This is a genomic window from Pseudomonadota bacterium (genome assembly GCA_016719885.1).
Taxonomy (GTDB): domain Bacteria; phylum Pseudomonadota; class Gammaproteobacteria.
In genome coordinates, this window is sequence record JADJYF010000027.1 from 1 (window position 1) to 14013 (window position 14013).

Genomic DNA, 14013 nt, shown 5'->3' on the forward strand with positions numbered 1-14013 from the left:
GCGTCTTCCCGTTTCTGTCCAGCGCCCGAAAAAGGATGCCTACTGGTCAAGGATTTTTAATCATCCAACTCTGCAAAGCGTCGGTAGTCGCAATCAATACCTGTGCAGATCACACAGATGAAAGATCAGCTAGAAGAGAGTACGTTTAGCGAAGGGCGCATTGAACGACTAGACGAGGCGCTAGAATGCGAGAACCTCAAGACCCCGTCAATCGCTGTTCCATCATCATCCAAATTTGTTCGGGCTTCTGGAATCTCCGAAGACGACATTCTACAAACCGGTCAGAGTTTACTAACCGTAATGGCCAAACGTGGCGTCAATTTGGTGGTGCATGGGCACCGACATTTTCCGCACATCACGCACATAAAGACAGATGAAGGCGGTGTGCCGGTATTTGGGGCAGGAAGTTTCAGTCGGGCATTGGGGTCAATTGGTACTTATGCTCGTAATCTATTTCAAATGATCTATTTCGAACCGCCGGAGGCAAGGCCTGCTCTCCGCGGGGGTGGATGAATACGTGGGAATATAGTATCGCCGTGGGTTGGCAACGAGCCACGGACAAATCTGCGTCGTTGCCGTTCATGAGCGGCTTTGGCGAAATCTGCCACCCGGGTTGGCTATAGAAATCGGCGAGTTCTTTGCAGCCAATCATTCGAACGACTACATCTACAAAGAACAGCTTCTGGCGCGATTCCCATTCAGATGCGATTGCTTCCTTCAGATTGGCGCACGCTTGCCAAAGAGGAGTTAAAAAGCGCTTTCAAATAGTTCCAGTGACGAGCGGCGATGATGGCTCCTTTGTCGGAATTGGAAAGCCAATAGGTCGGAGTATGTAGCCATGGAGCATTATCGTGATCTTGCATTCGCCGCATATAACGCTCGTTGGTTAACTGAAGAGGAGGTCGGTCGAAGCTTCGTGTTGTCTAAGGACTACGAGCGGCTATTACACCCGGGCAATACGATCCTCTCAGGGCCGCGCGGTAGCGGCAAAAACTACGCTGCTAAAAATGTTGAATAGCCGGGCCTACGCGGCGTGGATTGCGAGCCGAACGGAAACTGGGAGGTGCCGACAATTCCGTTTCCTGCGGTAGGAACCATCTACGTGCCGTCAGACGTGCGATGGTTGGCGGAGCTCGGAGCGCTTATGATGGACTCTCAGCTGGGCGAGCGAGCAGAAAGTCTTACCCAAAGAATTTTGATAACTCTCTCTACACTTGAAGCGTGGGTCCGATGCATCGATGAGTATACGCAGAGCGGTACAAAGCAACAGACGTTACTGTGCGCAGAGTTCGCCAAAGAATGGGGGTTGGTCGATGCGACGGCATCGACGCACCATCTAAGGCGATGCATTCGTCGAATTGCAAGCGACATTCGATCGGCGCTCAATTCAGGATCATCCGACGGCCTAAGTAAAATCATAGAAGGAGATGCCGCCGCTTACGGGACGCATGTGCTCGATGTTTCAACGAGAAACATCGAAATGTTCCGCGACGTTTTAGGTGGCGACTCAGTGCCAGAACGGTGGTTCGTTTGTTATGACGAACTGGAATTGGCGCCGGATTGGTTGCAGACCGAACTATTAACGTCGCTACGGGAGCAGATCAAAACATATATTTGAAGCTTACGTAGGAGTCCGGTACTACCGAGAAACAATACATGGCAACAGCTGCAGGACGTCACAGTTATCAGGCTTTGGTATTCCCATCTGAATGATGCTTATGGCTTCTGTGAGGCACTCACTGCACAGGCGATTCGTGACCGTTTTCCCGACCAGCAAGTGACTCCAGACGACCTGTTCGGTAATTCAGTATTTCCCGAGGACGAAGTTGGCTCGTCGTATGAAAAGTACGTATACCGGAAAGGGAGCACCTTTTGGAATGCGGCGAAGCGCTTGGCATCTCGAGATTTGTCGTTTCGGCGTGAATTGATTCAAAACGATCTCGATCCGGAAGATCCATTTACGGATGAAGGCAGAATTAAGGACGCCTTCGTTAGAAAGGCCAAACCTATAATTCTCTTAAGAGATGCGTTTTGGGGACAGGGTAGTGGAACGGGCGGTTACCGTAGTCGGGTGACGTTATACGCAGGAAAGCAAACAATATATCGAGTGAGTGAGGGAAACCGCGGGACCTTAAGTCCCTAATGGGGTTGATGTTGGCGGAACTCCCAAATAGTCGCTCATTTAGTGTGGCTTCAGGAAGGCAGCTGCTCAGTTTTGCGAGACAGGCGCAGGTGCTAAGTTCGTATGCGCATTAAATTGGGCCAGGCGAAGGCGGTTCCAGTGCCAACGGCGAGCAGAAAGCGCGTATCTGGAGGGCGAATTGTAACTCTCACGGATTTAATCGATAGGTTAGGTAACGCGTTTCGGAGTAACGTTCTTGCGAAGTGTTTGACAAAGACCCAGTGGAAGTGTTGAAGTAGAGCAGGACGTAGATGCGCACTTGGAGGCATTGATTCGTGTAGGGCTGCAGCGTGGGTGTTGGTCTGCATAGGCACGTACAAAGAAGAAGTCCCATCGACATCTCAGGCATTAGATTTCGACTGAATTTCGCTTTTCTCCAATTTATAAGTTGATTCTTCAAAATCTAAAATCTGGCCATCTCACAGAGGTGTTGACTCAAAATTATAATAGTGAGCAATACAAGCTGTTCAGGGAAGACGGCGTAGTTGATTTGTTCGGGGAAGAAAATGAAGAGGATGCAGAGCGCGCATTCGGTGCCGATCGGTGGCGGTGAGAGACGTTCATACGATTTATTGATTGTGGCGTGTGGATATGAAACGCGTGCTCGGCATATTGCGGAATGGGCTGTCGGTTCCGGCGGTAGAAGGATCGCGTTCGCTTTCCAAGAGAAACTAGAAGATATGTCGCGGCAAGAGAATGAGCGATTCTTTAAGGATCTGGGGTTTGATTTGAGGCCAGTTGAACAATCGGATGGGCCAGCGATATACGAAGAAGTAGCCGCAGCGTTGAACGTCTTATCGGAGAATCGCTCTTCTCTCAAGGTAGGTATCGACATCAGCATGAGTCGTGCATGGATTGCGGGAATAGTGCGGGCGATTAGGGATTCGGAAGTTGAGGCGGTAGTTACCTCCGATTTCTACTATGTGCCCGGCAGTTACTCGGAAGTGATGGAGCCGTACCCACCAAATAGATTTGTGGGACCGCTGGCCGGTTTTCGTGGGCTCGCGCTTCCTGACCGGCCAACTGTACTTGTTCTTGGCATGGGACAGGACCCGGGACGGGCTGTCGGATTGATCGGCTATTTAGAACCGCAAAAGCTGCTGCTTATGTTGCCGGTTCCCAGGGCGGAAGCCCAAGGTATGACAAGGATGTTGTCTCGAACAGCGAAGAAGTCGCCAGAGTGTTTCCGGGACTCGAGTTGATTAATTACCGATACGGAGACCCAGCGTCGCTTCTTAATAAGATGGTCGGGATTGTGGAAGGGCTGGATCGTGAGTGGAGTGTTGTTATGGTTTCTTTAGGGCCTAAGATGTTCGGACTATGCACATTACTCGTTTCCACAATAGTGCCAAATACGAGCGTTTGGCGGGTTACGGCGGATGGTGCGGAAGCCTCGCGCGACAAGCTGCCTATTCAGAACACGCTTGTTGTTTGAGCGTTACTTTTGGGGCTGACGATGTCGAGCGGGGTCGGCGTTCTGTGTGGAGGCGCCCTGGGTACGGAGATATCAACCAAGTTTCTTAGACAGTTGTGGTAAGACCTCCTCGGTGCTGCTCCGTGTTCCTGACATGTGCGCACTATATTTGCAGCTTCCCCGCTCGGGTCAAGGTCTTGTTCGCTCATCTACCAATCACTGAGCGAAGGTAGGCGAAGGGCTTCTCGGTCGTAGAGGTGCTCGGCAAGACAGCCTGGGTAGTCGGCGTGGAAGAGGGCGGGGACGCGGCGTTATCCAGGGGTATTCCCGGCATCACGGCATTAGCTACGAGATCTGTTGACTGGTTGATTAGCAGGCCACGGTCAGCATTCCTTGCGGCCGGGGCGCTGCCGGGCGGGGCGGCTGTGCCTGTCTCGGATTGGTAAGCGGTCTTGCTGGTGTAACCCACGCCCTGGTCTCGCATTGTCAACCACCCCTGCCATCAAATGACCGGGGCCCATGACGTGGATGTCCGGGCGGGTGACACCGAGTGTCCGCTGGTCATACAGAGTGCATATTGATTCGATATTACGGAGCCGTCGGGGCGAAAGCGTGGCTGGACAGTAAAGCTGTCCGCCTCGGATCGCGAAGGACGCGACGAACGGTTCAAGTAGAGACGCTGCAGTGCAACGCCAGCGAGGAGATGCGGGGACAGCATAAGCCGGCCGCATCGGCGACGTAAGCCAGTGCGAGCAGCACAAGCTTGTGGGTGGATGGAAGGTTCTGGCACCAGGCCCAACTGATTGCTCGCTCGTTCATGATTCGCTCCTGCGCATGTACTGTGCGCTCGATGGCAATAGTGGGCGCGCATCGGGCGGCAATGTCGAGGGAAAACCGATCATTCGTTCGGCGTGTTTTTTTGATGCCAATTGAAGGCGCTGACACAAGGCGATGGCGAGCGCCCGATACGCAAGAAGCAGGCGCGAAGACAAGCGTTGGACGCTTGGCGGCGCGGCGCCCGAGCCAAAGGGCCGTCCTCGTCCCTACCCGGCCACGGTAGGGACGAGGACGGAAATCCGCGCGCCGCGGGCTTTCAGGGCGCGCGCCTGAGTACGATCGAAGTACGAGGTCGCTGTTAAGGACGACGATGGACGCATTCGGCCGTCGCGATTGAACATGGACGTGTTTTCTGAGCCGCGAAGCGACTAAAGGAAAAATTCCACGAATTTCGCTTGAAAACGCCGATTCGTGAGTAGACTTTCCCTCGAAGAACTCATGCGTGGCCACGACGCTTTCGTGGCATGAAGCAGGCATCCTGGGACTTTAGATGATGCGTCAGTCGTAAGACTGTAGTTCCTGTGCGGTGAGGGGTTCAGGCCTCTTTTCCGTTTCTTCTTTGGGCGTAATTGAAGGGCCGGCAGACATGCCGGGTCTTCAAGCGCGCCCTCATTTGAGCTCACGGGGTTCCCCGTCATTTCTCCCTTATCGGTGCGCCCACACTGACCACGCGTATGGATGGGCCCAGGTTCGGTGCGTTGCCCATCCCGCTCGCGCGTTTTATCCTACACGGGTCTACACCCGTCGTTCATCTTTCGGTGTGCAATCACCGAGCCCTGATATGCCCGCAAGGGGCAGTTGGAATGGTGTGCATGTGTCCTCCACGAAGACCATGCGCACCGCCGGAAACCGGCATTTTGAGGCCTTGGGGGTCGTGTCCCCGACCTTTCACGCGCAAGCGTGCTCATGTGGCTACGGCCCATGGGTGGTCATCAACACTTACCTGAAACGAAGCGCACATGAGAGACCTCAACTACCAACTGAAAGAATTGTGCAGAACGAACCGAGACGGGAGCTATGCCACGCAGGCGCAGCGCCTGTGGATGCTGACGCTGATCGCAAACCAGTTACACGACCTCGGCTTTCGGCAAATGGAAGCGCAGTCGCTGAAGCCGAAACATGTCGAGGCACTTATCAAACACTGGCTGGACGGCAAGCTCGCGGTCGCCACCATCAAGAACCGCATGGCGGCACTGCGTTGGTGGTCGCAGAAGGTGAATCGCGAGAATGTGATCGCTAGAACGAACGATCATTACGGGATCCCTGACCGCCGGTTCGTTACCAATATCAGTAAGGCGCAGACTGTGTCCGCTGAAGCCCTGGCCAAGGTCAGGGACACCTATATACGGATGAGTCTCGAACTTCAGCAGGCTTTCGGACTGCGGCGAGAGGAGTCCATCAAATTCGTGCCCAGCTATGCCGATCGTGGTGACCGATTGGTCTTGAAGGACTCCTGGACCAAGGGTGGCAAGGCTAGGGATATCCCGATCCGCACCAACGCTCAGCGTCAGGTCTTGGACCGCGCGCACCAAGTCGCCGGGCGCGGCTCGCTCATTCCAGCAAACCGCAACTACGTCCAGCAGCTGCGCACCTACGAAGGCCACACCAGCCGCGCGGGGCTTTCCAAGCTTCACGGCCTGCAGCATGCCTATGCCCAGCAGCGCTATCAAGAATTGACCGGCTGGCCCTGCCCGGCCGCTGGTGGGCCGGTGTCTGCCGAACTCGGTGAGGCACAGAAAGGGGCCGACAGGGAAGCTCGCCTCGAAATCAGCCAGGAACTCGGCCACGAACGCGAAGAGATTACCGCCGTGTATCTCGGCAGGTAGGGAGAGAAGTGATGGAACGACAGCTAGAGCGGCAGTCGGGGATTACCCCCCGACTACTCCGCTTTCGGGATGCGCCGCGCTACCTAGGCATGGACCGCAACCGCTTCAACGCCGAGGTCAGGCCGTGTCTCACGGAGATCCGTATCGGACGCCAAGGGATTGCATTCGACCGTCTTGAACTGGACGCCTGGGTTGACCACTATAAGACCCGCAACGGGCGTCCCGCCTCTAATCCAACAGGAGAAGGATTATGGGACGCAAACGAATCCCGGGGCTGCGTGAGCGCGGCGGGATCTGGCATATCGAAAAGCAGATCCTTGGACGCAAGATTCACGAAAGCACTGGCACAGGCGACCTCAAAACGGCCGAGCTGATCTTGGCTCGGCGGATTGAGGAAGTCCGCATGGCGAAGATGTTCGGCGTTCGGCCACGCCGGGTATTCCGCGAGGCGGCAGCACGCTTCCTCGAAGAGAACCTGGCCTTGAGGAGCATCGCGGATTACGCGCGGCACCTGAAGCAGCTGGACCCGTTCATCGGGGATCTTGGGATTGAGCAGGTGCACCTCGGCACCCTGCGGCCGTTCATCGAAGCGCGGCTGAAAGATGGCGTGAAGCACAAGAGCATCAATCTCTCGCTCAGCGTCGTGCGGCGCATTCTGAATCTGGCGGCAAGACTATGGCGGGACGAGGCGGGTAAGACCTGGCTCGAAACCGCGCCGCTCATTCAGATGCTGCCGCTCAACGATGTGCGCAAGCCCTATCCCTTGTCATGGGAAGAGCAGGTGACCTTGTTGCAGGCATTGCCAAATCATTTGGCCCGGATGTGCCTGTTCAAGATCAACACTGGCTGTCGGGAACAGGAGGTGTGTCGTCTGCGCTGGGAGTGGGAGATCAAGGTGCCGGAACTCGACACCTCGGTATTCATCATCCCTGGCGCGCGAGTGAAGAACGGCGAAGACCGATTGGTGGTCTTGAACCGGGTGGCGAAGTCGGTGGTGGAGGGCGTGCGGGGAATGCATCCGACGCACGTGTTCTGCTACCGAGATCATCCGGTCCGGAAGATCAACAACAGTGCCTGGAAGCGACTTCGCGGCACGGTCGGTCTTAAGCACGTGCGTGTGCATGATTTGAAGCACACCTTTGGTCGAAGACTGCGCGCCGCCGGCGTGCCTTTGGAAACCAGGAAGGTGTTACTCGGTCACCGCAACGGCGACATCACTTCTCATTACTCGGCGCCGGAATTGGCGGAGCTGTTGGAGGCAGCGAATAGAGTTTGCGAAGGAAAGTCCGGCAAAACTCCGGCACTCGTGGTACTGAAACAAAAAACGGCTATCGAGAACTCGATAACCGTTTGAATGTAATCGGCGATTTGGCGCGCCCGGAAGGATTCGAACCTCCGACCCCCTAGTTCGTAGCCAGGTACTCTATCCAGCTGAGCTACGGGCGCGTTGTGCTGCGGGTGCGCGGCTGGGCCCTTTTGGGGCGGCCGGCTTGGGCAGGGCCGGCATTATCGGGGGCGGGTCCGGGGCTGTCAATTCAGAATGTGTCGCGGGGGTGGAGGCAGCAAGTGGTCGGGGCGAGGGGGCGGCGCTACACTCGCCCCTTCCGTTGGACGAGGACCGCGCGATGCTTGCGTCGATAGATATCAATTGCGACATGGGTGAGAGCTTTGGTAACTGGCAGATGGGCAACGACGCCGGGATGATGCCGCTCATCACCACCGCCAACGTCGCCTGTGGCTTTCACGCGGGCGACCCCGTGACCTTGTTGAATACCTGCAAGTTGGCCGGCCAGCACGGCGTGGTGGTGGGGTCCCATCCGGGCTTGCCGGATCTACTGGGATTTGGTCGCCGCGCCATGAACATCACGCCCGAGGACGCCTACGCCTACGTGGTCTACCAGACCGGTGCGCTGCAGGCGGCGCTGCGCGCGAACGGCATGAAGCTCCATCACATCAAGCCCCATGGCGCGTTCTACTCGGTGCTGCGCACCAACGAGGCGCTGGCCGAGGCGGTGGCGGATGCCATTGTCTCGATTGCCGATCAGCCGATGCTGTACTGGCCGGCGCCCACCGACGCCGCCATGCCGGTGGCGGCGCGCAAGCGCGGCATTCGCGTGGTCGGTGAGATCTATCCCGATTTGACCTATGCGCCCGACGGTTCGCTGGTGCTGCAGCGGGCCAAGCACGTCACCGACACCGCGTTCGCGGCGGCGCAGGTCAAGCGTTATGTCGAGACCGGCAAGGTGCTGGCCAACGACGGTTCGCTGTTGGCGCTCGACGCCGAGAGCCTGTGTATCCACGGCGATGGACCGAACGCGACCGAGGTCGGTGACGCGGTGCGCGCGGCATTGAACGAGATCGGCTGCAAGATCGCGCCGGTCATGGCCTGAGGAGAACGACGATGGCGATGAAATTCGGTTTGATGTTCTCCCAGCAGGTGCCGCCCGGCAGCGGCATCGCCTGGAGCGAGCCCTACCAGGACATGTTGAAATGCCTGCCGCGCGCGGAAGAGCTGGGTTACAGCTCGGCGTTTCAAGTCTCCCATCATGCGCAGAAGGACGGCCTGTGCCCCGGCCCGCTGATTGCCTGCGCCGGCGCGGCGTCGGTTACCAAGACCATGCGCATCGGCACCGGTGTGCTGCTGGTGCCGCTCTACGCGCCCTTGAGGCTCGCCGAAGACGTGGCCGTGCTCGACAACCTCTCGGGCGGTCGTTTCGTGTTCGGCGTGGCGCCGGGCTATGTCGCCAAGGAATTCGAGGCCCATGGCATTCCGCGCGACGAGCGCGTGGGGCGGTTCGAGGAAGCGCTGGATCTCATGACCCTGGCCTGGACCGGTGAGTTCTTCGAGTTCGACGGCAAGTATTACAAGGTGCCGCGCACGCAGCTGACGCCGCGCCCGGTGCAGGACCCCCATCCGCCATTCTGGTACGGCGTGTCGGCGACCTCGTCATTGAAGCGCGCGGCGCGTCGCCACGCGGTGCAGATCATGTCGCCGCGCCATGGGCCGGAAGAACTCATCGCGCATTTCAAACCCTACGAGGCGACCGCCAAAGAGATCGGCTGGACCATACCCGAGCGGCCCATCATGCGCTCGGTGTTCGTGGCGCCGACCAAGGCCCAGGCCGAAGCGATCGCGGCGCCGGCCTTGAATTATCTTTTCCGCGAACTCTATGGCGCAGCGTCGGCGGCCGGCGACCGCGTGCTGCGCGCGGCCGATGGCTCGGTCATCACCGACAAGGACGATGTCGGCTTCGAGAACTTCAAGAACCGCTACATCATCGGTGACCCGCAATTCGCCATCGAGCAGCTGTCCCTGTATCGCGACGCGGTGCAGCCGACGGAAGTCGTATGCTGGATGCACCTGCCGGGCCTGAGCGGCGCCGAGGCGATGAAATCGGTCGAGCTCTTCGCGCGCGAAGTGATGCCGCATTTCCAATGACGTCGGATGCGGCCGCGCGGGCCACGCGCGATTGCGTGGTCTGCGGCACGCCGCTCACCACCCACCTGGCTCCCTGGCTGATGCGCTGCCCGCGTTGCGGGTTGCGCGTGTCTCGTCTCGGCGACGAGACGGTGACCGCGCATACGCCCGGCGCCTGGGATGAACACAATGCCGCGGCATTGTCGGGCCTGCGTCAATACACGGCGGCGCGTTTGCTCGATGCGCTGGCGGACCTGCGGCCCTTGCACGAGGCGCGCCTGCTGGACGTCGGCTGCGGGCCGGCCTGGTTTCTCGATGCGGCGGCTGTGCGCGGCGCGCGGGTGGCGGGGCTGGAACCCGACGACGCGACCGCCGCGCGCGCGCGCGCGCGCGGCCTCGATGTCGCCAGCGGTTACTTTCCGGCCAGTGCCCCGCCAGGGCCTTTCGATGTCGTGAGTTTCAACGACGTCTTCGAGCACCTGCCCGATCCCGTGCAAGCGGCGCAAAGTCTTGCGCGCCTGGTGAGCGACGACGGCCGGGTACTGATCACCGCGCCGTCGAGCCAGGGCTTTTTCTATCGTGTGGCCGAGACACTCGCGCGCATCGGCATCATGGCGCCGCTCGAGCGCCTGTGGCAGCGCGGCTTCGTCAGCCCACATCTCTTCTATTTCGACGCTGCCACGCTCGATGCCTTGTTCGCGCGCTTAGGCTGGCGCTGCGTGCGCGGCCTGGCCTTGCCCAGCCTGGCGCGGCCGGCGCTGTGGGCGCGCATACGCGAAGGCGGACGCATGCCGCTGCCGCTCGCGGCGCTGATCTTCGCCGGCTGCTGGCTGCTGGTGCCGCTCCTGCATCGCCTGCCCGCCGACATCGTGGTGCGTATCTACGAGCGCGCGCCGTCACCGTGAACGAAGCGGCGCCACGCGCTCCCTCACTGGCCAGCGCCTTCCGTGTTTTGGAGCACCGCAACGCGTGGCTGGCGGCGTTGCTCGGCACACTGGCGATGCTGTTGTTCTTCGTGCTGACCTTGGACGCGAGTGCGGTGCGCAACGCCTGGCAGGCGCTGACGCCGCGCCTGCTGCTGGCTTTCGCCGTGCTCATCACCATCAACGGTTTGATCGACGCCACCTGGATGACCGTCATCACGCGCGCGCCGCAAAGCCAGGGTCTGCGCGTGGTGGCCTGGCACATGATGATGTCGTCGGTGTTGCCGGCGCGGCTCGGTGACCTCGGTCTCATGGTGTGCATGCATCGCTGGCTGGCGCAGCCGCTGGCGCGCGCGGTGTTCGTGACGCTCTATCACCGCCTGCAGGATTTCATCATCGTCAGTCTCATGCTGCTGCTGGCGCTGCTGGTGGTGCGCACGCAGCTCGGTGGTATGCCGGTGGTGGTGGCGGCGCTCCTGGTGCTGCTGGCGATGGGCGCGGTGTGCATGAACCTCGGCCGCCTGCTCGGTGTGCTGGCGGCGCTGGTGTTGCGCCTGCACCGGCGCTTTCATCGTCGCTGGCTGCGTCACGTGTTGACCCAGGTGCTGCATGTGCGCATCTGGTATCGCCATCGCCTCACGCGTCGCCAGGTGCTGTGGTCGTTTGTCGTGATCGTGTTGCGCTGGATGACGGTACTGGCGGCCATCACGCTGGTGATCCACACGCTCGCCGTCGACGTGCCGCTCGCCGACAGCTTCCTGCTCTCGAATGCCTACGTGTATTTCGGCATCGTGCCGGTGCAGTCGGTCGGCGGCTTCGGCAGCGGCGAAGCGGGCCTTGCCTGGATGCTCACGCACTACGGCGTGCCGCTGGCCCATGCCAGCGCGCTGGGCCTGCTGCTGCGGCTCTTGATCAATGGCGTGCACCTGGCGCTATGGCTGCTGGTGCTCGCGCTCCTCAAGCTGCGTGGGCAGCGGCCTTGAGTCGTCCGCGAGTTCGTCGGCGAACAGTTTCTGCAAGGGCACGCCGGGCACGTTCTGCACGTCGTAGTTGATGGCCGACAGCAACATCTGCACGCCGACGATGATCGGCAGCGCCGCCACCATCACCGTGCCGGCCGAGGCGTAGGGCGCGCCATGAAAGGCCTTAAGCCAATGCGCGCCGCCGAACACCACGCCGAACAGCAGGGCGGCGAGGCCGAGCGGCGCTTCGATGGAGGCGAGGTTGAAGTCGCGCAGGTAGTAGTTGTAGAACACGCGGCGCAGCGTGTTGCGCACGTGTTTGACGGCGAACTGGGTGATCACGCGATGGATGCGCAGGCTGCTGGTTTCATCGCCGTAGACCGCGTCCATGGGAATGTCGCGCACCACGGCGCGCGCGATGTTGAGCCGGCACAGCATGTCCGATTCGAAGAAATAGCCGTGGTCGATGTCGTCCAGCGGCAACAGGCGCAGCGCGCTGGCATGGATGGCGGTGTAGCCGTTGTTGGGATCGAAAGTCTGCCAGTAACCCGACGACAGCTTGGTGAAGAACGACAGCACCGCGTTGCCGAACAGGCGCGCCGGCGGCATGCCGGTGAGACTCGCCGGGCGATGGAAGCGGTTGCCCTTGCAGTAGTCCGCTTCGCCGGCCAGCAACAGGCGCACGAAGCGCGGGATGAGCAGCGGGTCCATCTGGCCGTCGCCATCGAGCTTGACCACGATGTGCATGCCGTCGGCCAGCGCCGCGCGATAGCCGCTCAGCATGGCGGCGCCCACGCCGCCATTGTGCGCGTGGCGCAGCACCACCACGCGTGGGTCGCTGCAATGGGCGCTGATATGATCGCCCGAACGCTCGGGGCAGGCGTCATCGACGCAATAGATCTTGCTGACCAGCGGCGGAATGGCGGCCAGCACGCCGAGCACCCGCGACGCCACGCGATAGCACGGCACCACCACCGCGATGCGCGCGGACGCGGCGGTCGACTCAGGGCTGGCGGTCATGGCGCTCGATCATGGAATGCATGAAGATGAACAATCGCGGTCATTCTAATTCGAAAGCGCGCCGGCCATGCGACCGCCCCTGACCTTCACCCTCGATCTCGAAGACCATCGCGAACGACGCGAGGCGCCGGCGCGTTATCCCGCCATCACGCGCGAGATCCTGCCGTGGCTGACGGAGCTCGGCGTGCGCGGCACCTTCTTCGTGGTGGGCGAAGTGGCTGCGGCCGAGCCCGGCTTGATCCGCGAAGTGGCGGCGGGCGGCCACGAGATCGCGCTGCACTCCTGGGATCACAAGCCGCTGACCGCCATCACGCCGGCGCGCTTTCGCGACGACACCGTGCGCGGGCGCGCGCTGCTCGAAGACCTCATCGGCCAGGCGGTGCAGGGTTATCGCGCACCAATCTTTTCCCTGACGCCGGCCTCGCGCTGGGCGGTCGGCATACTCGCGGAACTGGGATTCCATTATTCATCCAGCGTGCTGGCCGCGCGCCATCCTTTATATGGCTACCCGGGTTTGCCCACGGCGCCGTTTCAGTGGCCGGAAGGCCTGCTCGAGATCCCGGCGCCGCTGGCGCGGCTCGGGCCTTCGCGGCTGCCTTACCTCGGCGGCTTCTACCTGCGCTACCTGCCCTTGCCCTTGATCCAATGGCTGCGGGAGCGCGCGCCGCGCGATGAACTGCCGTGGACCTATTGCCATCCTTACGACTTCGATGTCGACGAAGCCTACACGCCGATGCGCGATGCGGCGTGGTGGGTGAGCGTGCTGCTGTGGTGTCGCCGCCGCGGCACGCGCGCCAAGCTTGCCAAGCTATTGGCCGATGGTTGCGCGCCGCCCTTTGCCGAGCAACTGGCGCGCGGTGATTTCGCGCGCGCCGCACGCCTCGCCTGATCAGAACGCGTCGAAGTCGAGGAAGTTGAACAGCACGCGCTCGGCGCGCAGCTGTTGCACGGCGCGGTCGTGGGCGAACCAGATGAGACGCAGCGGCGAAGGGCGCAGGCGCGCGGGAATATCGATGGCGCCGCGCCTCTGCAAGGCGCCGCCCGGCGCGAGCCCGATGACGACCGCCGGGCGCGGCACGAGCCGGCGCGCCGCCGCGAGCGTCACGCCGGCACGCGGGATCACGGCGCGGGCGCGCAGCAGCGGCGTGCCCGACGCGCCTTCCACCACCAGGCTGTCCGGCGTGGCGTCGACGATGGCGAGGCGATTGCTCGGGTTGGCCATGCGCCAGGCCAGCGTGGCATCGCTCCAGGCATGGGCGAGCTCGGCGTAGTCCAGCGCGCGGCGCGCATCGAGCCGACACGGCAGCCACTCCAGCCAGGCGTCGAGGCCGGCAACATTCTGAAAGCCGAGCTTGTTGACGAAGGCGTCGACGGAATTCTGGTTGGCGACACCGATCACGCCGGCATGGCCGGCGGCGGCCGATTGCGCAA

General features: G+C 60.8%; 12 protein-coding genes and 1 tRNA gene. 10 read left to right on the forward strand and 3 right to left on the reverse strand.

The annotated features are described in order from the left end of the window. Positions 1–117: 117 nt before the first annotated feature. The 5 genes from IPM80_23465 to IPM80_23485 all read left to right on the forward strand — a co-directional run bounded on the left by IPM80_23465 (position 118) and on the right by IPM80_23485 (position 7613). Positions 118–513 (forward strand): hypothetical protein, encoded by a 396-nt coding sequence (locus tag IPM80_23465; GenBank protein ID MBK8961305.1) that lies wholly within the window; start codon positions 118–120, stop codon positions 511–513. Positions 514–1147: 634 nt separating this feature from the next. Next, a complete protein-coding gene (locus IPM80_23470; GenBank protein MBK8961306.1) occupies positions 1148–1618 on the forward strand; it encodes a hypothetical protein in 471 nt (156 codons plus the stop codon). Positions 1619–2688: 1070 nt separating this feature from the next. Continuing rightward, on the forward strand, positions 2689–3384 hold the full coding sequence (locus IPM80_23475) for a hypothetical protein (protein ID MBK8961307.1): 696 nt from the start codon (positions 2689–2691) through the stop codon (positions 3382–3384). Positions 3385–5392: 2008 nt separating this feature from the next. After that, the gene (locus tag IPM80_23480; GenBank protein ID MBK8961308.1) at positions 5393–6259 is read left to right on the forward strand and encodes an integrase domain-containing protein; all 867 of its coding nucleotides are present in this window, start codon (positions 5393–5395) and stop codon (positions 6257–6259) included. 250 nt (positions 6260–6509) lie between these two features. Beyond that, positions 6510–7613, forward strand: a complete 1104-nt coding sequence (locus IPM80_23485; GenBank protein ID MBK8961309.1) for a tyrosine-type recombinase/integrase — start codon at positions 6510–6512, stop codon at positions 7611–7613. Between the two features lie 15 nt (positions 7614–7628). Here the strand turns inward: IPM80_23485 and IPM80_23490 are convergent. Then, positions 7629–7705 (reverse strand) — tRNA-Arg (locus IPM80_23490). A gap of 179 nt (positions 7706–7884) precedes the next feature. Between IPM80_23490 and IPM80_23495 the strand changes: the two genes are divergently transcribed. Genes IPM80_23495 through IPM80_23510 form a run of 4 tightly spaced genes read left to right on the forward strand, consistent with a single transcriptional unit; the run spans position 7885 to position 11583 of the window. Further along, on the forward strand, positions 7885–8649 hold the full coding sequence (locus IPM80_23495; protein ID MBK8961310.1) for a LamB/YcsF family protein: 765 nt from the start codon (positions 7885–7887) through the stop codon (positions 8647–8649). Between the two features lie 11 nt (positions 8650–8660). Beyond that, positions 8661–9698 carry an LLM class flavin-dependent oxidoreductase gene (locus IPM80_23500; GenBank protein MBK8961311.1) on the forward strand — a complete coding sequence of 346 codons (1038 nt, stop codon included), beginning with the start codon at positions 8661–8663 and terminating at the stop codon, positions 9696–9698. Further along, positions 9695–10582 (forward strand): class I SAM-dependent methyltransferase, encoded by an 888-nt coding sequence (locus IPM80_23505; GenBank protein MBK8961312.1) that lies wholly within the window; start codon positions 9695–9697, stop codon positions 10580–10582. Before IPM80_23500 ends, IPM80_23505 begins: the two co-directional genes overlap by 4 nt. After that, positions 10579–11583 (forward strand): flippase-like domain-containing protein, encoded by a 1005-nt coding sequence (locus IPM80_23510; GenBank protein MBK8961313.1) that lies wholly within the window; start codon positions 10579–10581, stop codon positions 11581–11583. The genes IPM80_23505 and IPM80_23510 overlap by 4 nt, the downstream gene beginning before the upstream one ends. On the opposite strand, the gene IPM80_23515 is transcribed toward IPM80_23510, so the two are convergent. Beyond that, positions 11533–12582, reverse strand: coding sequence for a glycosyltransferase family 2 protein (locus IPM80_23515; protein MBK8961314.1), 1050 nt, complete (start codon positions 12580–12582; stop codon positions 11533–11535). The two genes, IPM80_23510 and IPM80_23515, sit on opposite strands and share 51 nt — an antisense overlap. Positions 12583–12649: 67 nt before the next feature. Between IPM80_23515 and IPM80_23520 the strand changes: the two genes are divergently transcribed. Next, on the forward strand, positions 12650–13471 hold the full coding sequence (locus IPM80_23520) for a polysaccharide deacetylase family protein (GenBank protein ID MBK8961315.1): 822 nt from the start codon (positions 12650–12652) through the stop codon (positions 13469–13471). On the opposite strand, the gene IPM80_23525 is transcribed toward IPM80_23520, so the two are convergent. Then, entirely contained in the window at positions 13472–13981 is a 510-nt protein-coding gene (locus tag IPM80_23525; protein MBK8961316.1) for a hypothetical protein, read from the reverse strand. Positions 13982–14013 lie beyond the last annotated feature (32 nt).